This is a genomic window from Virgisporangium aliadipatigenens (assembly GCF_016863615.1).
Taxonomy (GTDB): domain Bacteria; phylum Actinomycetota; class Actinomycetes; order Mycobacteriales; family Micromonosporaceae; genus Virgisporangium; species Virgisporangium aliadipatigenens.
In genome coordinates this window covers 1-22,416 of the sequence record NZ_BOPF01000023.1, presented here as the reverse complement: position 1 = coordinate 22,416, position 22,416 = coordinate 1, and the positions used below count along the sequence as shown (strand labels likewise).

The window sequence follows — 22,416 nt, the reverse complement described above, 5'->3', positions numbered from 1 at the left end:
CGGCATGACGTTCTGGGGACCCGACTTCGACGCGCTGCGCGCGACGGATCCGGAGATCGCCGGCATCGTGGTCGACGAGTTGGACCGGCTGCGCGGCGGGCTGCAGCTGATCGCCAGCGAAAACCTGACGTCCCCGGCCGTGCTCGCGGCCCTCGGTTCGACGCTGACGAACAAGTACGCCGAGGGCTATCCGGGTCGGCGTTACTACGGCGGGTGCGCCGACGTCGACCGCGCCGAGCAGCTGGCGATCGAACGGGCGAAGGAGCTGTTCGGCGCCGCGCACGCCAACCTGCAGCCGCACTCGGGTGCCGGGGCCAACCTGGCGGCCTATGCCGCGCTGCTGATGCCCGGCGACACGGTCCTCGCGATGGAACTGCCGCACGGCGGCCACCTGACGCACGGCTCGAAGGTCAACTTCTCCGGCAAATGGTTCAACACCGTGGGGTATCCGGTCAGCCAGGACGACGAACTGATCGACTACGACCAGGTGCGCGACCTGGCCCGCACGCACCGCCCCAAGATGATCATCTGTGGCGCCACGGCGTACCCGCGGCTGATCGACTTCGCGCGGTTCCGGGCCATCGCGGACGAGGTCGGCGCGTACCTGATGGTCGACGCCGCGCACTTCATCGGGCTGGTCGCCGGTGGGGCCATCCCGTCGCCCGTTCCGCACGCCGACGTCGTCTGCTTCACCACGCACAAGGTGCTGCGCGGGCCGCGCGGCGGCATGATCCTCTGCACGTCCGAGCTGGCCGCCCGGATCGACAAGGCGGTCTTCCCGTTCACGCAGGGCGGGCCGCTGATGCACGTGATCGCAGCCAAGGCCGTGGCGCTCAAGGAGGCGATGCAGCCGGCGTTCGGGACGTACGCGAAACAGGTCATCGCCAACGCGAAGGCGCTCGCGGCCGGGCTGAAGGGGGAACACATGCGGCCGGTCTCCGGCGGCACCGACACCCACCTGGCCCTCATCGACCTGCGCGACGTCGGCGTGACCGGCCGCGAGGCGGAGGAACGCTGCGACCTGGCCCGCATCACGCTCAACAAGAACGCCATCCCGTACGACCCGCAGAAGCCGATGATCGCCTCCGGCATCCGGGTCGGCACCCCCTCGGTCACCACGCAGGGCATGAAGGAGCCGCAGATGCGCGAGATCGCCGCGCTGATCGCCCGGGCGGTGCGCGCCGACCCGTCGACCGGGCCCGGGCGGGCTGCCCTCGGCGAGGTCGCCGAACAGGTGGGCGCGCTGGTGGAGAAGTTCCCGGCCTACCCGGTGACGGCGGTGCCGGCGTGAAGGCCCGGCTGAAGTTCCTGCCCGCGGGCCTCAAGGTCAGCGCCGCGCTGGTCGTCATCGGGGTGCTGCTCGGACTCCTGGTCGACGGGGCGGCCGGGGCCGGGGGTGCGGTGCTCGGCGTGGCGCTCGTCGCGGCGAGCTTCACGGTGTCGAGCCTCGTCATCGCCTGGGCCGACTCCGTCAATCCGACGCTGGTCTTCCCGGTCGGCATGGTCACGTACATCCTGAAGATCACGGCCATCGGGTTCGGCTGCTACGCGCTGGCGAGCACCGGCTGGGCGGGGCTGCCGGCGTTCGGCGTCGCCACGATGGTCACGACGGTCGGTTGGGCCACCGCCCAGGCGTGGTGGACCTGGCACGCCAAGATTCTCTATGTGGACGCCTGACGTCGCGCATCTCCGCTGCGGGGACGACCTGCGGGACAAGCTCCGCGGCGGCGACTACTTCTGCTACGCGGACCCGGTGTGCCAGGGCCCGCTCCCCGCGACGGAACTGGTCGCCGCGCGGGCGCAGTTCGTCGCGGAGGCCTACGGAGAGCCCGCGCACGAGGTGGAGGCCCGCTTCCTCGCCGAGGAACTGGCGCTCGATCGGCTCGACAAGTACCGGATCGTGCTGCTGTGGCTCGGCGCCGACTGGTACGACCAGGCGGTGCTGGTGCGCGTGCTGGCCCGGTTCTCCGAGCAGGGTCCCACCGCGGTGGAACGCTTCCGCCTCGTGCCCATCGCCGCGGGCTGCTTCGGCGACCTCGACGCGCCGGCGCTGGAAGCCGCGGCCCGTCAGGCCCGGCCGATCGACGACGACCAGCTCGTGCTCGCCGTGTGGGCCTGGGACGGCATGCGCGCCCCGACGCCCGAGCCGTTGCAAGGGCTCCTGGATCACGGGGCGTCCGCCCTGCCGCACCTGGCGGCCGGAGTCCGCCGGCACCTCGCCGACCTGCCGTGGACCACGGACGGGCTCTCCCTGAGCGAACGCCTCTGCCTGCGCGCCGTCGCCGGTGGCGCGCACACGCTCCGGGAGATCTTCCCCGCGGTGCGGGCGGCCGACCCGGCCCCGTTCCACGGAGACTCGCAACTGAGGCCCGTGCTGCGCGACCTCTGCACGGAGGAGGACCCGGCACTCGTCCGGGACGGCGACGGCTGGCGCGCCACCGCACACGGCACCGCGATCCTGAACGGCGACGCACAGTGGCGCGGGGACGGGCGATGGCTCGGCGGGATTGAGGTCACACCGCGCCCGGCCTGGCTCTGGGACCCTGACCAGCGCCGCATTTCACGGGGTCTCGGCTGGTGAACGCCGGGTAACCGGTAGCCGAACGTTGTTCCCCGGCAACGCTGCGCAGGATTCATGTGTAAGCCGGGCGGGGGAGGCACAAGGTGGTCGCAGAGGGGTAATGTGGCCGGTTACCGGCAGGCGGCCGGACACGGTGGCACACCCCCGCGCGATGAGCACGCGGGGGTCGATGCACAACTCCCGAAACGCGCTTGATATGGTTCGCGCGTCATGACCGATGACCAGTCCCCGCGACGTGACAGTGCGCGAGGTGCTGACCAGGCATACACCGCCCTCGGATACCTGATCTCCGGAATGTTGATCTGGGGCTTCGTTGGATGGCTCGTTGATCGCTGGTTGGACCTCGGTGGCATTGCCACGGCGATCGGCGTTGTCATGGGCGTGGCACTCGGGGTCTACCTCGTCGTGAAGCGACTCGGGGCTTAGGAGGAGACAGGGGCATGGTGCGAGGACTCGCTGCGGAGGTGCCGTGGCCGCCGAGCGTGGACGACTTCTTCCTGCCCCCGATCGCCGGGCCGGACAACTGGTTCACGAAGTTCACGCTGTTCGTGTGGGTCGCGGTCGCCATCACGATCATTTTCTTCCTGGTCGCGTACCGTAATCCGAAGCTGGTGCCGACCAAGTCCCAGTGGATCGCCGAGTCGGCCTACGGCTTCGTGCGCGACGGGATCGCGAAGGACATCATCGGCGCCGAGGGCATCAAGTTCGCGCCCTATCTGGCGTCGCTGTTCCTCTTCATCGCGTTCAACAATCTCTGGGGCATCATCCCCGGCGTCCAGCTCTCGCCCAACACGCACATCGCGTTCCCGGCGTTCCTGGCGATCATTTCGTACGTCCTGTTCATCTGGGTCGGCGTGAAGCGCTTCGGCTTCGCGAAGTACATCAAGAACCAGCTGATCCCCCCGGGCGCGCCGGCATGGCTGCTGCCGCTGGTGATCCCGCTGGAGTTCGCCTCGACGTTCCTGTTCCGGCCGCTCACGCTGGCCCTGCGACTCTTCGCGAACATGTTCGCCGGCCACGTCATCCTGCTCGTGTTCACCCTCGGCGGGTTCGTCCTGCTCGGCAGCGACAACTTCGCACTGGCCGGCATCTCGATCGTCTCGTGGGCCATCGCCATCGTGATGACCATCTTCGAACTGCTGGTCGCCCTGCTCCAGGCGTACGTCTTCGTGCTGCTGACGTCGGTGTACGTGCAGACCTCGATCGCCGAAGAGCACTGATCCGCGCCCGACGCGGAAGACCCCGGTTTTCGAAACACCCACCGTTCAAGCGTCCGCGTGAGACCTTCACGCGGGATATCAGGAGGAATGGCAATGGGCACTTCTTTGCTCGCTGAAGTTAGTGGCAGCCTCGGCGCGGTCGGCTACGGCCTCGCCGCCATCGGCCCCGGCATCGGTGTCGGCCTCGTGTTCGCCGCCTACATCCAGGCCACCGCGCGCCAGCCCGAGTCGGCCGGCCTGACCCGGACCTACCTGTTCCTCGGCTTCGTGCTCATCGAGGCGCTCGCCCTGCTGGCGATCGCGTTCGGCTTCGTGTTCACCACCACCCAGGGCGCCGGTAGCTGACTTTCTTTTCCCAGGCAACGGAGGTTCACATGCCAAACAACCTCGCCGCCGTCGTGCTCGCCGCCGAGGGTGAGCACAACCCTGTCGTACCCATCTGGCAGGAGATCGTCATCGGTCTCATCGCCTTCGGGGTGCTCTGCTTCATCCTGATGAAGTTCGTCTTCCCGCGCATGGAGCAGACGTTCCAGGCCCGGGTCGACGCCATCGAGGGCGGCATCAAGCGTGCCGAGGCGGCCCAGGCCGAGGCCGGCCAGCTGCTGGAGCAGTACAAGCAGCAGCTCGCCGAGGCACGCACCGAGGCGGCCCGCATCCGGGACGAGGCACGGGCCGACGCGGCGGGCATCCGTGAGGAAGCGGCCACCCGCGCCCGGGAAGAGTCTGACCGGATCATCACGGCCGGACGCGAGGCGCTCGCCGGCGAGCGGGCGTCGATCGTGCGGGAACTGCGCAGCGAGCTCGGTGCGCTCTCGGTCGAGCTGGCGAGCCGGATCGTCGGGGAGGCCCTGGCCGACGAGGCACGCCGGCGGGGCACCGTCGAGCGGTTCCTCGACGAGCTGGGTGACGCCCCGACCGCCACCGGGAGCAAGCGGTGACCTCGTCGGTCAGCCGGGAGGCGTACGCGGCCGCGGCGGAGAACCTTTCCGCCTACGCCGCGGACACGCCTCCCGCGACGATCGCGACCACCGGCGACGAGATCCTGGCGGCGGCCGACCTGCTGCGGCGCGAGCCGCGGCTGCGCCGGGCGCTGGCCGACTCGTCGCGTGCCGCCGACGACCGCGCGGGCCTGCTCGGCGCGGTCTTCGCCGGCAAGGTCGGGGACGACGCGCTGGGCCTGCTCACCGCGCTGGTCAGGGGCCGCTGGTCGGCGCCGAGCGAGCTGCTCGACGCCGCCGAACGGCTCGGCGTCGACGCGCTCATGGTCAGCGCCGACCGGGCCGGGAAGCTGGGCGACGTCGAGGACGAGCTGTTCCGCTTCGGCCAGGTCGCCTCCGGCAACCCGGCGCTGGCGTCGGCGCTCTCCGACTCCACGGCCGACGTCGCCCGGCGCGCGACCCTCGCCGAGGAACTGCTCGCCGGCAAGGCCGACCCGGTGACGGTCCGGCTCGTGGCGCTGGCGCTGCGGGGCTTCGGAGGGCGGGGTTTCGACAGCTCGCTCGGCCGGTTGGTCGAGCTGGCCGCACAGCGGCGCGACCTGGAGGTGGCCTACGTGACCACCGCCGTGGCGCTCACCGACGACGAGGAAGCCCGTCTGGCCGCCAAGCTCGGTGCGCTGTACGGTCGACAGATCTCCCTGAAGGTGGACGTCGATCCGTCGGTGATCGGCGGGGTCAAGGTCCGCGTCGGAGCCGACCTCTACGACGGCACCATCGCCCGCCGTCTCGGCGAGGCCCGCCAGGCGTTGGTCGGCTAGCGCTATCCGTCGGCACAATATTCGCTTCTAGAGATATCCCCGATACGAGATATCCCTCCAAGAGATAGAGGAAGTTGAGGATGGCCGAGCTGACCATCTCCTCGGATGAGATCCGGGGGGCGCTTGAGCGCTATGTCTCGTCGTACACGCCGGAGATCACCCGCGAGGAGGTCGGCATCGTCTCCGATGCCGGCGACGGCATCGCCCACGTCGAGGGGCTGCCCTCGACCATGGCCAACGAGCTGCTCGAGTTCCAGGACGGCACGCTCGGCGTGGCGCTGAACCTCGACGTGCGTGAGATCGGTGTCGTGGTCCTGGGTGACTACGGCGGAATCGAGGAAGGTCAGCAGGTCAAGCGGACCGGCCGGGTGCTCTCGGTGCCGGTCGGCGACGCGTTCCTCGGCCGCGTGGTCAACCCGCTCGGCGCCCCGATCGACGGGCTCGGCGAGATCGCCAACGAGGGCCTGCGCGAGCTCGAACTGCAGGCGCCGACCGTGGTGCAGCGCCAGCCGGTGAAGCAGCCGCTGCAGACCGGGATCAAGGCCATCGACGCCATGACCCCGATCGGCCGCGGCCAGCGTCAGCTGATCATCGGCGACCGCAAGACCGGCAAGACGACGGTCGCGATCGACACGATCCTCAACCAGCTCGACAACTGGAAGTCCGGCGACCCGGAGAAGCAGGTCCGCTGCATCTACGTCGCCATCGGCCAGAAGGCCTCCACCATCGCGTCCATCAAGGGCACGCTGGAGGAGCGCGGCGCGCTGGAGTACACCACCATCGTCGCCTCGCCGGCCTCCGACCCGGCCGGCTTCAAGTACCTGGCGCCCTACGCCGGTTCGGCCATCGGGCAGCACTGGATGTACGGCGGCAAGCACGTCCTGATCATCTTCGACGACCTGTCGAAGCAGGCCGAGGCGTACCGCGCCGTGTCGCTGCTGCTGCGCCGTCCGCCGGGCCGCGAGGCCTACCCCGGTGACGTGTTCTACCTGCACTCCCGGCTGCTGGAGCGCTGCGCGAAGCTCTCCGACGACCTGGGCGGCGGCTCGATGACCGGCCTGCCGCTGATCGAGACGAAGGCCAACGACATCTCGGCCTACATCCCGACCAACGTCATCTCGATCACCGACGGCCAGATCTTCCTCGAGACCGACCTGTTCAACCAGGGCGTGCGCCCGGCGATCAACGTCGGTACCTCGGTCTCCCGCGTGGGTGGTTCGGCGCAGGTCAAGGGCATGCGCTCGGTCTCCGGCCGGCTGCGGCTGGACCTGGCGCAGTACCGCGACCTGGAGGCGTTCGCCGCGTTCGCGTCCGACCTGGACAAGGCGTCGCGTGCGCAGCTGGAGCGCGGTGCGCGCCTGGTGGAGCTGCTCAAGCAGTCCGCTTACTCGCCGTACCCGGTGGCGGAGCAGATCATCTCCGTGTGGGCCGGCACGACGGGTCAGCTGGACGAGATCCCGGTCGGCGACATCCGCCGGTTCGAGACCGAGTTCCTGGACTACGTGCGGCGCAACCGCAAGGAGCTGCTCGACGCAATCGCCAGCAGCAACCAGCTCGCCGACGACACGGCCGACGGGCTCAAGGAGGCGATCACCGCCTTCAAGCGCGAGTTCCTCGCCGCCCGCGAGTCCGCCCAGGGCCAGGAGTAACACCGTGCCCGCCCAACTTCTTCAGCTTCGCCGCCGGGTCCGGTCGGTGAAGTCGACAAAGAAGATCACCAAGGCACAGGAACTCGTGGCGACCAGCAGGATCGCGAAGGCGCAGGAGCGGGTCGCCGCCTCCCGCCCCTACGCCGAGGCGATCACCAACGTGCTGACCGCGCTCGCGTCCAACGCCAACATCGACCACCCGCTGCTCAAGCCGCGTGAGCAGGTGCGCCGTTCCGGCATCCTGCTCGTCACCAGCGACCGGGGCCTGGCGGGCGCCTACAACGCCAACGCGATCCGCACCGCGGAGCAGCTGCGGCAGCGGCTGGAGCGCGAGGGCAAGCAGGTCGCTCTCTATGCCATCGGCCGCAAGGCGGTGGGCTACTTCAAGTTCCGCGGTCGCGAGATCGTCGACAGCTGGACCGGGTTCTCCGAGCGGCCGGGCATCGATGACGCCCGCACCGTCGGGGAGGCCATCCTGGCGGCGTTCAACGCCGGCTCGGACGAGGGCGGGATCGACGAGCTGTACCTGGTCGACACGGAGTTCAAGTCGCTGCTGACCCAGGCTCCGCGGGCCCGCCTGCTGGCGCCGATGGAGGTCGAGAAGCGCACCTCCAAGGAGCCGCTGCCGGCCTACGAGTTCGAACCGGAGCCGGAGGAGCTGCTGGCCGCGCTGCTCCCCAAGTACATCAACGCCCGGCTGTACTCCGCGCTGCTGGACTCGGCGGCGAGCGAGTCGGCCTCGCGGCGGCGGGCCATGAAGAGCGCGACCGACAACGCCGACGACCTCATCAAGACGCTCACGCGCCAGATGAACTCGGCTCGACAGGCCGCGATCACCCAGGAGATCAGCGAGATTGTCGGCGGCGCGAACGCGCTTGCCGCGGCGGGAAGTGATGTGTGATGACTGCTGTACTAGAGCCTGGCACCAAGGCAGGCACGGGCCGGGTCGTCCGGGTCATCGGCCCGGTCGTCGACGCCGAGTTCCCGCGCGACGCCATGCCTCAGATCTTCAACGCGCTCAAGGTCGACGTGACGCTGGCCTCGGGCACCAAGACGCTGACCCTGGAGGTCGCCCAGCACCTGGGTGACAACATGGTCCGGGCGATCTCGATGGCACCGACCGACGGCATGGTCCGCGGTACCGAGGTGCGCGACACCGGCGAGCCGATCAGCGTGCCCGTCGGCGACGTGACCAAGGGCAAGGTCTTCAACGCCATCGGCGAGTGCCTCAACCTGGAGCCGGGCGAGAAGCTCGAGGTCACCGAGCGCTGGGGCATCCACCGCAAGGCCCCCGCCTTCGCGGACCTGGAGCCGAAGACCGAGATGCTGGAGACCGGCATCAAGGTGCTCGACCTGCTCGCCCCGTACGTCAAGGGCGGGAAGATCGGCCTGTTCGGCGGCGCCGGCGTGGGCAAGACGGTGCTCATCCAGGAGATGATCATCCGGGTCGCCAACAACTTCGGTGGTACGTCGGTGTTCGCCGGTGTCGGTGAGCGCACCCGTGAGGGCAACGACCTGATCCTGGAGATGACCGAGTCCGAGGTCATCGACAAGACCGCGCTGGTCTTCGGTCAGATGGACGAGCCGCCGGGCACCCGGCTGCGGGTCGCCCTGGCCGCGCTGACCATGGCGGAGTACTTCCGGGACGTGCAGAACCAGGAGGTGCTGCTCTTCATCGACAACATCTTCCGGTTCACCCAGGCGGGTTCGGAGGTGTCCACGCTGCTCGGCCGCATGCCCAGCGCCGTGGGTTACCAGCCGACGCTCGCCGACGAGATGGGCGAACTGCAGGAGCGGATCACCTCCGTCCGCGGTAAGGCGATCACCTCGATGCAGGCGATCTACGTGCCCGCCGACGACTACACCGACCCGGCGCCGGCGACGACGTTCGCCCACCTGGACGCGACCACCAACCTCGAGCGGTCCATCTCGGACAAGGGCATCTACCCGGCCGTGGACCCGCTGGCCTCGACCTCCCGGATCCTTTCGCCGGAGTACGTGGGCAACGAGCACTACCTGGTCGCCCAGGAGGTCAAGCGGATCCTGCAGAAGTACAAGGACCTGCAGGACATCATCGCCATCCTCGGTATGGACGAGCTGTCCGAAGAGGACAAGATCACGGTCAACCGGGCCCGCCGGGTGGAGCGCTTCCTGTCGCAGAACACCTACGCGGCCACCCAGTTCACCGGCATCGAGGGCTCCTTCGTGCCGATCAAGGAGACCGTCGAGGCGTTCAAGCGTCTCTCCGAGGGTGAGTTCGACCACTTCCCGGAGCAGGCGTTCTTCATGTGCGGTGGCATCGAGGACCTGGAGAAGAAGGCCCACGAGCTGATGCGCGACTGACGAGGTCAGCGCACGTGGCGGGGCTCTGCGGACCGGTTGTGGTCGGCCGGGCCCCGTCGCCGTTTCGTACCGTTTCCGTTCGCTCAGGTCTGTGTCAACGACCTACCCTCTCGGCCGTTCACACAGATCGCTTGGCTAGACTCGGACCACCGCTGGTAAGGAGAAGTAACGTGGCGCAGCTACAGGTCGACCTGGTAGCGGTCGAGGAGAAGGTCTGGTCCGGCACCGCCGACATGGTGATCGCCCGGACGACCGAGGGCGAGCTGGGTGTGCTGCCCGGCCACGCGCCGCTCCTGGGCCAGCTCGCCGAGCCGAGCGAGGTGCGCATCAAGAGCGACGGCCGCGAGGCCGTCTACGAGGTCACCGGCGGGTTCCTCTCGGTCTCTTCGGCGGGTGTGACCATCCTCGCGGAGTCCTGCGAGTTCTCCGACGACAAACGGTAGCGGCGGGCACCGATGGAGATTCTCGAATGGATCGGCATCGGTGTTCTTGTGCCGCTCGCGGCCCTGTTGGCGTGGTATTTCCGGCGTGCCGCCATCGCGCGGGCCGGCGGTACGACCGACATGAGCATGCGGCTGACCACCATGGTGGCCGGCCGCGGTTGGGCCCACGGGCTGGCCCGCTTCGCCGGGGACGAGCTGCGCTGGTATCGCGTGTTCAGCCTCTGGCCCCGGCCCCGGCGGGTCTTCCGCCGGCACACGGTGAGCGTGCAGGGCCGACGCCGGCCCGACGGGACGGAGCGGTTCTCCCTGCCGGGCGACTGGGTGATCGTGCGCTGCACCAGTGAAAACGGCTCCGAGCGGCGAATTACCGTAGAGCTGGCGATGGCCGAGGCCACGCTGACCGGCTTCCTGTCCTGGATCGAGGCCGCCCCACCCGGGGCGGCCTCGCGCCGTCTCGCCACCGAGCCGCCCCATTAGGCGACCGCTCGCTACGAAGCGGTGGCGGTCTTGCGGTACTTGGCGATCGACCAGGGAACGAAGACCAGCAGGATCCCGGTGATCCAGATCAGCGCCAGCGCCAGCGGGTGCTCCGCCGGGAACCCGTCGCCGCGCCCCAGCCCCTCGGGCGCGTTGCCCCACAGGTCGCGCAGCGCCAGGACGACCGCGCTCAGCGGGTTCCAGTCGGCGACCGGCTGCAGCCAATCGGGGAGCGTGTTGGTGGTGATGAACGCGTTGGACAGGAACGTCACCGGGAACATCCAGATGAGCCCCGCCGACTGCGCCACCTCGACGGTCTTGGCGGCCAGCCCGATCACCGCCGCCACCCAACTGATCGCGTAGCCGAACAGCAGCATGAGCGCGAACCCGGCCACCGCCCCGAGCACCCCGGTGTGGATGCGCCAGCCCACGAGCAGCCCGCACAGCACCATGATCACCAGAACGAGCACGTTGTTGAGCAGGTCCGACGTGGTGCGCCCGATGAGCACGGCGGCCCGTGACATCGGCAGCGAACGGAACCGGTCGATGATGCCCTTCTGCAGATCGTCCGCGAGCCCGATGGCGGTGATCCCCGAGCCGAACATGACGGTCTGCGTGAAGATGCCGGCCATCAGGTACTCGCGGTAGTTGACCCCCGGGGTGTTGATCGCACCGCCGAAGACGTACGCGAAGAGCAGCACGAACATGATGGGCTGCACGGTGGAGAAGATCAGCAGGTCCGGGATCCGCTTGATCTTGATCAGATTGCGCTTGGTGACGACCCACCCGTCCACGAACGCCCCGACAACAGCGGTCATATCTGCTCCCCGCTCAGCAATCGGCGGCGCCCTGAGGCGTCGCCTTCCTTCCGCTCCGCAAGCTCCGCTTCCTCCAGGCGACGCCGCGCCGCCGACCGCACGCTCATTTGGGGACCTCCTGGCCGGTCAGCGCCAGGAACACGTCGTCCAGCGTGGCGCGGTGGATACCGATCTCGGCGGGCTCGATGCCGGCCGCGTCGAGCCGGCGCACCACCTCGATGAGCGTGCGGGTGCTGTTGGCCACCGGGATCGAGAGCGTGCGCGCCGCGCGGTCGACCGTCGGCGGCTCGCCGCTGATCTCCTTGAGCGCGCCCTCGGCGACCGGGACCTGGTCGGCCTCGCTGACCGTCAGCTCCAGCCGCTCGCCGCCGACCTGGCGCTTGAGCTGGTCGGGTGTGCCGTGCGCGATGGCCCGGCCGTGGTCGACGACCAGGATGTCGTCGGCCAGCCGGTCGGCCTCCTCCAGGTACTGCGTGGTGAGCAGGAGCGTGGAGCCGGAGCGGACCCGCTCGGCGATGACGTCCCACATGCCGAGGCGGCTGCGCGGGTCGAGACCCGTGGTCGGCTCGTCCAGGAAGATCACCGGCGGCGAGGTGACCAGCGCGCCGGCGAGGTCGAGCCGGCGCCGCATGCCGCCGGAGTAGGTCTTGGCGGGCCGGTCGGCGGCGTCGGTCAGCTCGAAGCGCTCCAGCAGCTCGTGGGCGCGGGTGCGGGCGGTCTTGCGGCCGAGCTGGTAGAGCCGCCCCATCATCTCGAGGTTTTCGTAGCCGGTGAGGTGCTCGTCGACGGCGGCGTTCTGCCCCGAGAGGCCGATGCTGCGGCGGACCCGCTGCGGATGGGCGAGCACGTCGATGCCGGCGACCGTGACCGATCCGCTGTCGGGTCGCAGCAACGTCGTGAGGATGCGCACGCAGGTCGTCTTGCCGGCGCCGTTGGGGCCGAGGAGTCCGAGCACGGTGCCTTCGGGCACGCGCAGGTCGATGCCGTCGAGGGCTTTCACCGCGCCGTAGGTCTTGGTCAGGCCTTGCGCGACGATCGCGTCCGTCATGGGCGCCACCGTAGCGGCCCCCTGTGACACAAACGACCGGTTATCCGTCTCCCGCGACCAACTCGACCTCGAAGGAGTCGCCGTTCTCCAGGTAGGCGGCGTAGTGGTCGGGGCCGCCGGCGTACGGGTGGCGTTCGGGGAAGAGGAGCGTCCAGTCGTGAGCGGGCGCGGCCGTCACGAGACGGTCCACGTCGCCGCGGGTGCCGGCGTGCAGAGCGAGGTGGTTCAGGCCGGGGCGGCGGCGTTCGTGCGCGTCGGCGGTCAGCGCGGGCGACTGCTCCACCACGAGGTACGTCCCGCCGAGCCGCCACGAACGCCCGGCCGGCCAGTCCTGGTACTGCTGCCAGCGCAGGGCCGGCAGCAGCCAGCCCCAGCTGCGCAGCGCGCGTTCCAGAGAAGGGACCCAGAGCTCGACGTGGTGCAACCCGTCAGGCACGGGAGGCCCCGGGCACCCACTTCACGTCGCCCTCGGGATTGGCCACCCGGCAGAGGATGAACAGCAGGTCCGACAGCCGGTTGAGGTACTTCAGCGCGAGCGGGTTGGTGCCCTCGGGGTCGACCTCGGCGAGCGCCCACCCGGAACGCTCGGCCCGCCGGCACACCGTGCGCGCCACGTGCAGGAGAGCCGCCCCGGGCGTGCCGCCGGGCAGGATGAAACTGTCCAGTTTGGACAGTCCCTCGTTGAACTCGTCGCACCAGCCCTCGAGCCGCGTCACGTACTCCTCGGCGACGCGCAATTCGGGGTACTCCGACGGCTCCGGGGAGAGCGGCTTGCACAGGTCCGCACCCACGTCGAACAGGTCGTTCTGCACCACCGTCAGCACGGCCGCCACGCGTGGGGCCAGGGAGCCGAGCGCCAGCGCCACCCCGATCGCCGCGTTGCACTCGTCGACGTCGGCGTAGGCGCCGATGCGGGGATGCGTCTTCGGCACCCGCGAGAAGTCGCCCAGGCCGGTCGTGCCGTCGTCGCCGGTCTTCGTGTAGATGCGGGTGAGGTGGACACCTGACATGCGTTCACCCTAGATCCTGCGAAGATAACTCTCGTGGATCTCCTGCGCGTGGCCGGCGGCGCCCGGCTCTCCGGCGACGTGACCGTGGTCGGGGCGAAGAACTCGGCGCTCAAGCTGATGGCGGCGGCGCTGCTGGCACCGGGCCGCACGGTGCTGACCAATGTTCCGAAGATCACCGATATCGCGATCATGGCGGAGGTCGTCCGGCGACTCGGCTGCGAGGTGACGCTGACCTCCGAGGACGACATCTCCCGCGCCACCGTCGAGATCGACGTGCCCGAGGTGCCGCGGCACGAGGCCGACTACGACCTGGTCCGCCAGTTGCGCGCCTCGATCTGTGTGCTGGGGCCGCTGCTGGCCAGGTGCGGCAGCGTGCGCGTGGCGCACCCGGGCGGCGACGCCATCGGCTCGCGCGGGCTCGACATGCACGTCGCCGGGCTGCGCCGGATGGGCGCGGAGATCACCAGCGAGCACGGGTTCGTCATCGCCACCGCGGAGAAGCTGCACGGCGCCACCATCTGGCTCGACTTCCCGAGCGTGGGCGCCACGGAGAACCTGCTGATGGCGGCGGTTCTCGCCGACGGCGTCACGGAGATCGACAACGCCGCGCGGGAGCCGGAGATCGTCGACATCTGCGACATGCTCACCGCCATGGGCGCCAACATCTTCGGCGCCGGCACGTCCCAGATCGTCGTCGACGGCGTGGACGCGCTGCGCCCCGTCGCGCACCGCACGGTGGGGGACCGGATCGTGGCGGGCACGTGGGCGTTCGCGGCGGCGATGACGCGCGGCGACGTCCACGTGCACGGTGTGCCGGCCGCGCACCTGGAGATCGCGCTGGACAAGCTCGTCACGTCGGGCGCGAGCGTGGCGGCGTCCGAGGACGGGTTCCGGGTGCGGATCGACCGCCGGCCGTCCGCCGTGGACATCGTGACGCTGCCGTACCCCGGGTTCCCCACCGACCTGCTGCCGATGGCGGTGGGGCTCGCCGCGGTCAGCGAGGGCAACTCGCTCATCACCGAGAACATCTTCGACGGGCGGTTCATGTTCATCCAGGAGCTGACCCGGCTCGCGGCCGAGATCCGCACGGACGGACACCACGCCGTCGTGCGCGGGCGGGAGCGGCTCTCCGGCGCGCCCGTGACCGCCACGGACATCCGCGCCGGCGCCGGGCTCGTCGTGGCCGGTCTTTGCGCTGATGGAACGACCGATGTGGGGCACGTTCACCATATCGACCGCGGTTATCCGGACTTCGCGGCCGACCTCGTCTCCCTCGGCGCGGACGTACGCCGCATCCAAGCGCCGGACGAGCCTGTGTTCACGATGTAGCGTTCTGCAGATGTCGATCGAGGTACGGCCGGAGACGCCGGAGGACGCCGACACCGTGCGGCGGATCGTGGTGGCGGCGTTCCGACACGGGCCGGGCCCGCGGGAGATCCCACCGGGCGAGGAACCGGTCGAGGGCGGGCTGCTCGACGGCCTGCGCGCCGACCCGGGAGCGGTCGACTCGGGGTGGATCGTCGAGGCCGACGGCGAGCCCGTGGCGCACGCGCTCGTGGTCAACCTGACCGTCGGCGGCACGCCCACGCTCGGCCTCGGCATGCTGGCCACCCTGCCGGCGCACCAGAAGCGGGGCCACGGCGCCAAGGCCGTCTATGCGGTCATCGGCGCGCTGCTGGAACGCGGTGAGCCGCTGCTGATCGTCTTCGGCAGCCCGCAGTACTACGGGCGCTTCGGGTTCGTGCCGGCGCCGGTCGTGGGCATCTCGCACCCGAGCTATCCGTCGCCGTATCTGCAGGCGTTGGCGCTGCAGACACCGTTCCCCCGAGGAGAGGTGGCGTATCCGCGGCCGTACGCGGATCTCGACGCCTAAGTCACGCCTTAGACCGCGTCGCGGGCCCGGTCGTACTCGTCCGCGAAGACCAGCACCCGGACGAACCCGTCCTTGCCGGTCCCGATCGTGGCGCGGATGCTCAGCGCGGTCAGCCGGTCCCGCACGGAACGGGCGGACGGCACGTCGGCGAGCAGGGCCACCGGCCGCAGCAGCCCGAACTCCTCGGGCTCGGTGCGACGGCGCTCGGGCCGCAGCGTCGTGACGTCCGCGGCAACGGCGAGAACGGCCAATACCGCCAGTGCGAGCAGCGGGCCGACGAGGAAGATCTCCAGAGGCACCCGTGAAGTGTGCCAGGAGACGATGATCGATAACGTCGGTCGTAAGGCTGAGTGATTCGTGCAGTTCTGGTGCGGAACGGGTGCCCTGCGTTACCTACGCCCGTTCGCTAACCGCCCAGCAACTCCGAGAGGGTCACCGGCTGCAGGCCCTTCTGCTTCAGCCCCGCCAGGATCTCCGGCATCGCCTCGTCGGTGTACTGGGCGTTCCCCTCGGTGATGTGCAGGACCACGATCGAGCCGGCCTGCACGGTCGACAGCACCGCGTTGACGATCGGCTTGTACGCCGTCGCGAACGGGTCCCCGCTCACCACGTCCCACTCGATCACCGTCAGGCCGAGCGGCGCCAGGGCCTGCAGCGCCGCCTGGTCGTAGCAGCCGCCGGGGAAGCGGAAGTAGCGCGTCTGCCGCCCGCCGTACGGCTTGATCACGTCGAACGTGCGCGACACGTCGGTCGTCATCAACTGCGGCGACAGCTGCGGCAGCGTGTAGCACTTCGGCACGAAGCCCATGTGCTCGTAGGAGTGGTTCGCCACCTCGAAGATCGGGTTGCCGGTGATCCGCCGCGTCACGTCCGGGTACTGCTCGACCCACTGACCCGTCAGGAAGAACGTGGTCGGGATCTTCTCCTTCTCCAGCAGATCGAGGATCTTCAGGTTGGCGTACGAGGCGATCTTCCCCTCGGCCAGCTGCTTCTGCATGAAGTCCGTCATGTCCGCGTCGAACGTCAGCGCCACCTTGTTGCCGGTGCGCGGGCCGTGCTTGACGACCTCCGGCTTGACGCCCGTCGCGGCGGTGCCCGGCTGCCGTGTGGCACTCGGCGACGGCGCCGCCGACGAGGACGACGCGCCCGGGGCCGGCGCGGCGCCCTGGGCGGCGCTGTGTGCGGGCTCCTTGCCGGCGCAGGCGCTCAGGCCCAGGCACAACGCGGCAAGTGAGAGATAGACGGCGATGCGAGGGGCGAACACCCGCAGCAGTGTGCCAGGTGCACGCCCCTCGTGCGCATCCGCCGAATGTGTGCGCGAAGCCGCGATCACGAGATGTGATCGCCATTGGCAGAGTTCCCCCGAATGCTCTTAATAGCCTGGACGGGCGGCGAGGCGGGCCTCCCGGCGCGCCCGACGGCGGCGCATCGCCCACCAGAACACCAGGATCAGCCCCACCACGAAGACCACGACGACGATCGGCAGGATGATCGCGACCAGCGACAGCGACACCGCGACGACGTCCTCGACCACGCTCACCACCGGCGCGGCGAAGCCCACCGTGACCGCGTTGGCCCCGGCCCGGAACGCCGCCTTCATCGCGTGCACGCACAGCGAGATGACTATGCCGACCACTACCGGCACCCACTGGTTGGACGAGAAGAACTGCGCCGGATCGGAGACCGTCGTCGTCTCCGCACTCGCCGCCGCCCCGAACGCCAACCCGCCCGCCGTCGGCCGCACCACCGTCTGGAGCACGTCGTTGACGTGATCCACCGCCGGCACCTTGTCCGCGACGAACTCGATCGCCAGCAGCCCACCGAGGATCAGCAGGATGAACGGGTTCTCCAGCCACTGCCAGCTCTGCGGCAACGAGATCAGCTCGGTGTACTTCGCGAGCAGCCCGACCGTCAGCAGCGGGATGTAGGCGTTGAGCCCGGCCGATGCGGCAAGCCCGGTGCCGGTGAGTACCTCGAACATCTCACCAGCATCGCACTTCGGCGCACATCAGGCAGTCAACGCGTCCCGCAACGTATCGAGCGTGCCCGCTTCGCCGAACAGCTCCGCCCACTCGGTGTCGCTGTCGGCGATCCGATCCAGCGCGGCCACGGCCAGCTCCACCAGATCGTCCGCGACCGACAGCCCGTCCTCCTCGGCACCGAGGAACTTCGGCGCATAACCGGAGTCCACCGGAGCGCCGAACCGGGCCGCGGCCACCACGGCCGCCGCCGCGACCGCCTTCGGCTGGGCCTCGTCCTCGTCGGAATCGCCCTCGTCGGGATCGAGCGCCGCCTGGAGCGCGGCGCGAACCAGCACCACGCGCTGGTTGGGATCGGCGTCGTCCAGCTCGCTGCTGAAGTCCGCCGCGTCGTCGTTGTCGAACGGTCCTGCGTCCCAAGCACCCACGGAGTCGAATTGTGTCACCGGTGGAGAAGGTTCGCGCAAGGGATCCTCTAGGCTGCCCGGGTGCGTCTAGTGATAGCCCGGTGTTCCGTCGACTACATCGGTCGGCTCACCGCACATCTGCCCTCCGCCACCCGCCTGCTCATGGTCAAGGCCGACGGATCCGTCTCGATCCATGCCGACGACCGGGCCTACAAGCCGCTCAACTGGATGAGCCCGCCGTGCCGCGTCGAGGAGGCGCCCGGCGTGTGGCGCGTCGTCAACAAGGCCGGCGAGGAGCTGCGGATCACCCTGGAGGAGGTGCTCCACGACAGTTCGCACGAGCTGGGGATCGACCCCGGCCTGCAGAAGGACGGCGTCGAGGCACACCTGCAGGAGCTGCTCGCCGCTCAGCCCACGGTGCTCGGCGACGGGTTCACCCTGGTCCGCCGCGAGTTCCCGACCGCGATCGGGCCCGTCGACCTGCTCTGCCGCGACGCGGACAACGCCACGGTCGCCGTCGAGGTCAAGCGCCGCGGTGAGATCGACGGAGTGGAGCAGCTGACCCGTTATCTGGAACTCCTCGGGCGCGACCCGCTCCTCGCGCCGGTCCGGGGCATCTTCGCGGCGCAGGAGATCAAACCGCAGGCGCGGGTGCTCGCGGAGGACCGCGGCATCAAGTGCGTGGTGCTCGACTACAACGCCATGCGCGGGGCCAAGAGCGACGACCTGACGCTGTTCTGACGGGTGTGTTCCCCCGATAGTGTGGCCCGAACGGGGACTATCGGTTGGGGGAACCACATGTCGCTGGCAAAGGGTGCGAACACGGCCGTTCCGGCGGAGGCTGTCCGGGCCGTCCTGAGTTGGAGCTCGGGGCCGGTCGACGCCGACGCCTCCGCGCTCCTCCTGGTCGGCGGCAAGGTGCGCGACGACAGCGACTTCGTCTTCTACAACCAGCCCGCGCACGCCTCCGGCACGGTGCGCCACGAGGGGAAGCAGACCGCGCCCGGCACCGTCACCGACACGCTGCTGATCTCGCTCTCCTCGGTGGAGCCCGCCGTCGAACGGATCCTGCTGGCGGCCTCGGCCGACGGTGGGACGTTCGGGCAGGTCTCGGATCTGCGCATCCGGATCGTCGACGCGTCCAGCGGGGCGGAGATCGCGCGGTTCGACAGCGCGGGGGCCACCACGGAGACGGCGTTCATCGTGGGGGAGTTGTACCGGCGGCAGGGGGCGTGGAAGTTCCGCGCCGTCGGGCAGGGGTATGACAGCGGGCTTGCCGGGTTGGCACGGGACTTCGGGATCTCCGTCGACGACGAGCCCGCTTCTCCGCAGGCCGCACCTGTGCCGTCGCCGCAGGCTTCGTCCGGGCCTTCAGCGGCTCCGTCGGCGCCTTCCGTGCCGCCGGCTCCTTCGGTGGCGCCGGTGCCGAGTCCGCAGGCGCGGCCGACGCCTGTGCCGCAGCCTTCGGCGCCGCAGGCGCCCTTCGCCGCCCCGGTGGCGCCGGCCGCGCCCGCCTCGGGTCCGCCGGCGGCGCCCTTCACGGCCCCGCCCGGTCCGCCCTCGGCGCCTCCCGTGGCGTCGGGTCCGCCGCAGGCGCCTTACGGTCCACCCTCGGCGCCGCCGGTGGCGTCTGGGCCGGTGTCGGGTCCGCCGACGGCGCCCTTCGCAGCCCCGTCCGCCCCGCCCGTCCCGCCGGGTCCGCCTTCAGCGCCTCCCGTGGCGCCCGGGTCGCCTCAGGCGCCTTACGCGCCGCCCTCAGCGCCGCCCGGTCCGCCGGCCGCGCCCTACTCCGGTGGACCGCCCGCGCCGCAGCCGGGTCCGGCGGCCGCGCCCTACTCCGGTCCGCCGCAGGCTCCCGGCGCGCCGCAGGCGCCGGGGAGCGGGCCGGTGCGGCTGTCGAAGGTGACGCTCACCAAGCAGTCCCCGTCCGTCTCGCTCACCAAGAGCGGCGGCTCCTCCGGCACGATGCGCGTCAACCTCAACTGGACGATGCGCACGATGACGACCAAGGGGCTGTTCGGCAAGAAGACCGTGCGGCTGCCCGATCTGGACCTCGACCTGAGCGCGCTGTGGGAGTTCCAGGACGGGCGGAAGGACATCGTCCAGGCGATCGGCAACAACATGGGCTCGCTGACCGCGCCGCCGTACATCCTGCTCGATCACGATGACCGCACCGGCGCCTCGGCCGAGGGCGAGAACCTGACGATCAACCTGGATCACGCCGCCATGTTCAAGCGGATCCTGATCTTCGCCGACCTGTACCAGGGCGCCGACTCGTTCGAGGGGGTCGACTCGGCCGTCGCGACGCTGTATCCGCAGGCCGGGCCGCCGATCGAGATGCGCCTCGACGAGTGCACGATCAAGGCCCGCAGCGTCGCCATCGCCCTCATCGAGAACATCAACGGCGAACTCGTCGTGCGGCGCGAGGCGCGTTACATCCCCACGCCGCCCGGCAAGTTTCGCCAGCAGGCCGTCGACCTGGCCTACAACTGGGGCCTGACCTGGACCCCAGGCTCCAAGTAAACGATCACTTCGCGCGGCCGTGGACCGCCTGCATGATCTTGATCAGGCGGCCCGCGGTCTTGCCGGGATCGCGGTCGAACGTCGCGACCGGCAGCAGCGACGGCATCCGCCGCGAGGTGATCGACTTGACCCGGGTGAACTCCCGCAGCCCGTCCTCCCCGTGCACCCGCCCGAACCCGGAGTCGCCCACGCCGCCGAACGGCACACTCGGCACACCGGCGAACGACAGCACCGAGTTGACGGCCGTCATGCCGGAGCGCATGCGCAGGGCCAGTTCGCGGCCGCGGCGTCGGGAGAACACGGAGCCGCCCAGCCCGTAGGTGAGCGCGTTGGCGCGGGCGATGCCCTCGTCGGCGTCCTTCACCCGGTTGACGATCAGCACCGGCCCGAACGTCTCCTCGCGCACCGCCGCCGACTCCTCCGGCACGTCCACGAGGATCGTGGGCTGCACGAACGGCGCCTCGACGGCATCCGCGCCGCCCACCACGGCCTTACCCCCGGCGGCCAGCCCCTCGGCGATGTGCCGGCGGATCACGTCCACCTGGGAGGGCATCGTCACCGGGCCGATGGTCGCCTCGTCGTCGAACCCTGCGCGGAGCGGCTTCGCGCGGGCGGTCAGCCGTTCGACAAAGGAATCCGCGACGGACTCGGTCACGTAGACCCGCTCGATGCCGACGCAGGTCTGGCCGGCGTTGTACATCCCGCCCCAGAGCGCGGCGTCGGCGGCGGCGTCGAGGTCGGCATCGGCGTCGACGATCATCGCGTCCTTGCCGCCGGCCTCGATGAGCACGGGCGTCAGGGTCTCCGCGCAGGCGGCCATGACCTTCTTGGCCGTGGCCGTCGACCCGGTGAACGCCACCTTGTCCACACCGGCGCGGCACAGCGCGGCGCCGACGTCGCCGAGCCCGTGCACCACCTGGAGCACGGGCCGCTCGGGAACGGCCTCGGTCATCCGGTCGACCAGCCACTGCGCGATCGCCGGGGAGTACTCGCTGGGCTTGAAGACGACGGCGTTGCCGGCGGCGAGCGCGTACGCGATCGAACCGAGCGGCGTGTAGACGGGATAGTTCCACGGGCCGACGACGCCGATGACGCCGAGCGGGAGGTAGCCGACGACGGCCGAGTACTCGGCCTGCAGCAACGAGCCGCGCCGGCGGCGGGGCCGCAGCACCCGCGACGCGTGGCGGGCGGACCAGGCGACGTGGTCGAGCGCGGCGGAGATCTCCACGACCGCGTCGACGCGCGGCTTGCCGCACTCCAGCCGCATCAGGTCGACCAGCTCCGGCATGCGCCGCGCGACGCTGCCGCGGAACCGGTCGAGCCGCTTGCGCCGCTCGGCGAAACCGAGGCGGGACCACCACGCGACGGCCCCGCGGGCGCGCTCGACGGCGGCGGCGACGTCGGCCGGCGCGGTCAACGGGAAGCGGCCGGCCTCCTCGCCCGTCGCGGGGTTGGTGGAGATCAGGTGGCCGTCCTCGATGGCGGGGAGGCCGGGCGTGCGGGTGGCGGTCATGGGGGTGCGCCTCCTCGTCCGGGCCCTCCAGTCTAGGGAAGAGGTGAGAGAAATTCGCTGTGGATCCGCCGGGCAACGTCGGCCGGATCGGGGATCTCCCCACGCTCATAGGCCTCGATGTAGTGGGCCGCGTCGGGAAAGTCCGCGCCGCGCAGCACGGCCTGCATGCCGGTGTCCATGCGGCCCGGGTTGACGTTGACGATCCGCACGTCGGGGTGCTCCTCGGCGGCCACCAGGTGGAACATCTCCCCGCCGGCCTTGGTCGCGCAGTAGAGGCCCCAGCCCTGGATCGGCCGGGTGGCGGCGCCGGAGGAGATGAACAGGACGGTCGCCGGCCGGCCCTCCGGGCGGGCCGCGAGGAAGTCGTTGGTGATCAGCATCGGGGCGGTCTGGTTGACGGCCACGGCTCTGACCAGCTCGGACCGCGTGAGGGTCCCGATCGCGCCGATCGGCTCGACGACGGCCGCGTTCTGGATCAGGTGGGCGGACTCCGCGCCGTCCCACAGCGCCTCGAAGGCGGTCCGCACCTCGGGCGGGTCCGCGAGGTCGGCGGTGTGCAGCCGGATCCGGTCGGGCTCGCGCCGCGCCGCCTCCTCCTGCTCCGGGGCGAACCGTCGACCGATCGCGAGCACGCGGTGCCCACCCTCGACGAGCAGCGTGAACAGGGCGGCCCCGAGGCCACGGGACACTCCGGTGATCGCGAACGCGCGCATACCTCACACCCTAGGCAGCCGGTCTGACACATCCGCGGGGCGCCGCTATATTCGCTGATCGAT

27 protein-coding genes are annotated in these 22,416 nt (G+C 70.2%); 17 read left to right on the top strand and 10 right to left on the bottom strand.

The window, feature by feature from the left end; genetic code table 11:
* The first annotated feature begins 4 nt into the window (after window positions 1-4).
* From glyA to Val02_RS28475, 13 genes are all read left to right on the top strand, one after another.
* On the top strand, window positions 5-1,291 hold the full coding sequence (gene glyA / locus Val02_RS28535; protein ID WP_203902332.1) for a serine hydroxymethyltransferase: 1,287 nt from the start codon (window positions 5-7) through the stop codon (window positions 1,289-1,291).
* Window positions 1,288-1,677, top strand: coding sequence for a Cg1360 family ATP-synthase-associated protein (locus Val02_RS28530; protein ID WP_203902331.1), 390 nt, complete (start codon window positions 1,288-1,290; stop codon window positions 1,675-1,677). Before glyA ends, Val02_RS28530 begins: the two co-directional genes overlap by 4 nt.
* Window positions 1,664-2,581, top strand: a complete 918-nt coding sequence (locus tag Val02_RS28525; RefSeq protein WP_203902330.1) for a DUF1835 domain-containing protein — start codon at window positions 1,664-1,666, stop codon at window positions 2,579-2,581. The genes Val02_RS28530 and Val02_RS28525 overlap by 14 nt, the downstream gene beginning before the upstream one ends.
* Window positions 2,582-2,791: 210 nt before the next feature.
* Window positions 2,792-3,007: an AtpZ/AtpI family protein gene (locus Val02_RS28520; protein WP_203902329.1), complete on the top strand. Its 216-nt coding sequence runs from the start codon at window positions 2,792-2,794 to the stop codon at window positions 3,005-3,007.
* Window positions 3,008-3,021: 14 nt separating this feature from the next.
* Window positions 3,022-3,801, top strand: coding sequence for a F0F1 ATP synthase subunit A (atpB, locus tag Val02_RS28515; protein WP_203902328.1), 780 nt, complete (start codon window positions 3,022-3,024; stop codon window positions 3,799-3,801).
* 93 nt (window positions 3,802-3,894) lie between these two features.
* Complete coding sequence (gene atpE / locus Val02_RS28510) at window positions 3,895-4,146, top strand: ATP synthase F0 subunit C (RefSeq protein ID WP_203902327.1); 252 nt, start codon at window positions 3,895-3,897, stop codon at window positions 4,144-4,146.
* 29 nt (window positions 4,147-4,175) lie between these two features.
* Window positions 4,176-4,739: a F0F1 ATP synthase subunit B gene (locus tag Val02_RS28505; protein ID WP_203902326.1), complete on the top strand. Its 564-nt coding sequence runs from the start codon at window positions 4,176-4,178 to the stop codon at window positions 4,737-4,739.
* The gene (locus Val02_RS28500; RefSeq protein WP_203902325.1) at window positions 4,736-5,557 is read left to right on the top strand and encodes a F0F1 ATP synthase subunit delta; all 822 of its coding nucleotides are present in this window, start codon (window positions 4,736-4,738) and stop codon (window positions 5,555-5,557) included. The genes Val02_RS28505 and Val02_RS28500 overlap by 4 nt, the downstream gene beginning before the upstream one ends.
* Before the next feature lie 80 nt (window positions 5,558-5,637).
* On the top strand, window positions 5,638-7,206 hold the full coding sequence (atpA, locus tag Val02_RS28495) for a F0F1 ATP synthase subunit alpha (protein ID WP_203902324.1): 1,569 nt from the start codon (window positions 5,638-5,640) through the stop codon (window positions 7,204-7,206).
* A gap of 4 nt (window positions 7,207-7,210) precedes the next feature.
* Entirely contained in the window at window positions 7,211-8,107 is an 897-nt protein-coding gene (locus Val02_RS28490; protein ID WP_203902323.1) for a F0F1 ATP synthase subunit gamma, read from the top strand.
* Window positions 8,107-9,549, top strand: coding sequence for a F0F1 ATP synthase subunit beta (atpD, locus tag Val02_RS28485; protein ID WP_203902322.1), 1,443 nt, complete (start codon window positions 8,107-8,109; stop codon window positions 9,547-9,549). The genes Val02_RS28490 and atpD overlap by 1 nt, the downstream gene beginning before the upstream one ends.
* Before the next feature lie 170 nt (window positions 9,550-9,719).
* The gene (locus tag Val02_RS28480; RefSeq protein WP_203902321.1) at window positions 9,720-9,992 is read left to right on the top strand and encodes a F0F1 ATP synthase subunit epsilon; all 273 of its coding nucleotides are present in this window, start codon (window positions 9,720-9,722) and stop codon (window positions 9,990-9,992) included.
* A 12-nt stretch (window positions 9,993-10,004) separates the two neighbouring features.
* Window positions 10,005-10,469: a DUF2550 domain-containing protein gene (locus tag Val02_RS28475; RefSeq protein ID WP_203902320.1), complete on the top strand. Its 465-nt coding sequence runs from the start codon at window positions 10,005-10,007 to the stop codon at window positions 10,467-10,469.
* Window positions 10,470-10,480: 11 nt separating this feature from the next.
* Here the strand turns inward: Val02_RS28475 and Val02_RS28470 are convergent, their stop codons facing one another.
* From Val02_RS28470 to Val02_RS28455, 4 genes are all read right to left on the bottom strand, one after another.
* Window positions 10,481-11,287: an ABC transporter permease gene (locus Val02_RS28470; RefSeq protein ID WP_203902319.1), complete on the bottom strand. Its 807-nt coding sequence runs from the start codon at window positions 11,285-11,287 to the stop codon at window positions 10,481-10,483.
* Window positions 11,288-11,390: 103 nt separating this feature from the next.
* Window positions 11,391-12,335 carry an ATP-binding cassette domain-containing protein gene (locus tag Val02_RS28465; RefSeq protein WP_203902318.1) on the bottom strand — a complete coding sequence of 315 codons (945 nt, stop codon included), beginning with the start codon at window positions 12,333-12,335 and terminating at the stop codon, window positions 11,391-11,393.
* Between the two features lie 40 nt (window positions 12,336-12,375).
* On the bottom strand, window positions 12,376-12,771 hold the full coding sequence (locus Val02_RS28460; RefSeq protein ID WP_203902317.1) for a VOC family protein: 396 nt from the start codon (window positions 12,769-12,771) through the stop codon (window positions 12,376-12,378).
* The gene (locus Val02_RS28455; RefSeq protein ID WP_203902316.1) at window positions 12,764-13,345 is read right to left on the bottom strand and encodes a cob(I)yrinic acid a,c-diamide adenosyltransferase; all 582 of its coding nucleotides are present in this window, start codon (window positions 13,343-13,345) and stop codon (window positions 12,764-12,766) included. The genes Val02_RS28460 and Val02_RS28455 overlap by 8 nt, the downstream gene beginning before the upstream one ends.
* 24 nt (window positions 13,346-13,369) lie before the next feature.
* Between Val02_RS28455 and murA the strand changes: the two genes are divergently transcribed.
* Window positions 13,370-14,674, top strand: a complete 1,305-nt coding sequence (gene murA, locus Val02_RS28450) for a UDP-N-acetylglucosamine 1-carboxyvinyltransferase (RefSeq protein WP_203902453.1) — start codon at window positions 13,370-13,372, stop codon at window positions 14,672-14,674.
* A gap of 10 nt (window positions 14,675-14,684) precedes the next feature.
* On the top strand, window positions 14,685-15,218 hold the full coding sequence (locus Val02_RS28445) for a GNAT family N-acetyltransferase (RefSeq protein WP_203902315.1): 534 nt from the start codon (window positions 14,685-14,687) through the stop codon (window positions 15,216-15,218).
* Between the two features lie 8 nt (window positions 15,219-15,226).
* Here the strand turns inward: Val02_RS28445 and Val02_RS28440 are convergent, their stop codons facing one another.
* From Val02_RS28440 to Val02_RS28425, 4 genes are all read right to left on the bottom strand, one after another.
* Window positions 15,227-15,517 carry a hypothetical protein gene (locus Val02_RS28440; RefSeq protein WP_203902314.1) on the bottom strand — a complete coding sequence of 97 codons (291 nt, stop codon included), beginning with the start codon at window positions 15,515-15,517 and terminating at the stop codon, window positions 15,227-15,229.
* A gap of 107 nt (window positions 15,518-15,624) precedes the next feature.
* The gene (locus Val02_RS28435; protein ID WP_239153400.1) at window positions 15,625-16,482 is read right to left on the bottom strand and encodes a polysaccharide deacetylase family protein; all 858 of its coding nucleotides are present in this window, start codon (window positions 16,480-16,482) and stop codon (window positions 15,625-15,627) included.
* Window positions 16,483-16,590: 108 nt separating this feature from the next.
* Window positions 16,591-17,199, bottom strand: a complete 609-nt coding sequence (locus Val02_RS28430) for a DUF4126 domain-containing protein (protein ID WP_203902313.1) — start codon at window positions 17,197-17,199, stop codon at window positions 16,591-16,593.
* A 27-nt stretch (window positions 17,200-17,226) separates the two neighbouring features.
* The gene (locus Val02_RS28425) at window positions 17,227-17,625 is read right to left on the bottom strand and encodes a DUF4259 domain-containing protein (RefSeq protein ID WP_203902312.1); all 399 of its coding nucleotides are present in this window, start codon (window positions 17,623-17,625) and stop codon (window positions 17,227-17,229) included.
* 60 nt (window positions 17,626-17,685) lie between these two features.
* On the opposite strand from Val02_RS28425, the gene nucS reads away from it, so the two are divergent.
* Together nucS and Val02_RS48295 are read left to right on the top strand one after the other, a co-directional pair.
* Entirely contained in the window at window positions 17,686-18,345 is a 660-nt protein-coding gene (gene nucS, locus Val02_RS28420) for an endonuclease NucS (RefSeq protein WP_203902311.1), read from the top strand.
* A gap of 57 nt (window positions 18,346-18,402) precedes the next feature.
* Window positions 18,403-20,127, top strand: coding sequence for a TerD family protein (locus Val02_RS48295; protein WP_203902310.1), 1,725 nt, complete (start codon window positions 18,403-18,405; stop codon window positions 20,125-20,127).
* 4 nt (window positions 20,128-20,131) lie between these two features.
* Here Val02_RS48295 and Val02_RS28410 read toward each other — a convergent pair whose 3' ends face one another.
* Together Val02_RS28410 and Val02_RS28405 are read right to left on the bottom strand one after the other, a co-directional pair.
* Window positions 20,132-21,640 carry an aldehyde dehydrogenase family protein gene (locus tag Val02_RS28410; protein WP_203902309.1) on the bottom strand — a complete coding sequence of 503 codons (1,509 nt, stop codon included), beginning with the start codon at window positions 21,638-21,640 and terminating at the stop codon, window positions 20,132-20,134.
* Window positions 21,641-21,672: 32 nt separating this feature from the next.
* Window positions 21,673-22,353 (bottom strand): SDR family NAD(P)-dependent oxidoreductase, encoded by a 681-nt coding sequence (locus Val02_RS28405; RefSeq protein WP_203902308.1) that lies wholly within the window; start codon window positions 22,351-22,353, stop codon window positions 21,673-21,675.
* Between the last annotated feature and the right edge of the window lie 63 nt (window positions 22,354-22,416).

Excerpts from the sequence above, each read along its gene's own strand:
- Val02_RS28475 (WP_203902320.1), top strand. The coding sequence starts at position 10,005 with ATGGAGATTCTCGAATGGATCGGCATCGGTGTTCTTGTGCCGCTCGCG.
- Val02_RS28505 (WP_203902326.1), top strand. The coding sequence starts at position 4,176 with ATGCCAAACAACCTCGCCGCCGTCGTGCTCGCCGCCGAGGGTGAGCAC.
- Val02_RS28455 (WP_203902316.1), bottom strand. The coding sequence starts at position 13,345 with ATGTCAGGTGTCCACCTCACCCGCATCTACACGAAGACCGGCGACGAC.
- atpA (WP_203902324.1), top strand. The coding sequence starts at position 5,638 with ATGGCCGAGCTGACCATCTCCTCGGATGAGATCCGGGGGGCGCTTGAG.
- Val02_RS28405 (WP_203902308.1), bottom strand. The coding sequence starts at position 22,353 with ATGCGCGCGTTCGCGATCACCGGAGTGTCCCGTGGCCTCGGGGCCGCC.
- atpD (WP_203902322.1), top strand. The coding sequence starts at position 8,107 with ATGACTGCTGTACTAGAGCCTGGCACCAAGGCAGGCACGGGCCGGGTC.
- Val02_RS28465 (WP_203902318.1), bottom strand. The coding sequence starts at position 12,335 with ATGACGGACGCGATCGTCGCGCAAGGCCTGACCAAGACCTACGGCGCG.
- Val02_RS28410 (WP_203902309.1), bottom strand. The coding sequence starts at position 21,640 with ATGACCGCCACCCGCACGCCCGGCCTCCCCGCCATCGAGGACGGCCAC.
- Val02_RS28445 (WP_203902315.1), top strand. The coding sequence starts at position 14,685 with ATGTCGATCGAGGTACGGCCGGAGACGCCGGAGGACGCCGACACCGTG.
- atpB (WP_203902328.1), top strand. The coding sequence starts at position 3,022 with ATGGTGCGAGGACTCGCTGCGGAGGTGCCGTGGCCGCCGAGCGTGGAC.
- Val02_RS48295 (WP_203902310.1), top strand. The coding sequence starts at position 18,403 with ATGTCGCTGGCAAAGGGTGCGAACACGGCCGTTCCGGCGGAGGCTGTC.
- Val02_RS28470 (WP_203902319.1), bottom strand. The coding sequence starts at position 11,287 with ATGACCGCTGTTGTCGGGGCGTTCGTGGACGGGTGGGTCGTCACCAAG.
- glyA (WP_203902332.1), top strand. The coding sequence starts at position 5 with ATGACGTTCTGGGGACCCGACTTCGACGCGCTGCGCGCGACGGATCCG.
- Val02_RS28525 (WP_203902330.1), top strand. The coding sequence starts at position 1,664 with ATGTGGACGCCTGACGTCGCGCATCTCCGCTGCGGGGACGACCTGCGG.
- atpE (WP_203902327.1), top strand. The coding sequence starts at position 3,895 with ATGGGCACTTCTTTGCTCGCTGAAGTTAGTGGCAGCCTCGGCGCGGTC.
- Val02_RS28520 (WP_203902329.1), top strand. The coding sequence starts at position 2,792 with ATGACCGATGACCAGTCCCCGCGACGTGACAGTGCGCGAGGTGCTGAC.
- Val02_RS28430 (WP_203902313.1), bottom strand. The coding sequence starts at position 17,199 with ATGTTCGAGGTACTCACCGGCACCGGGCTTGCCGCATCGGCCGGGCTC.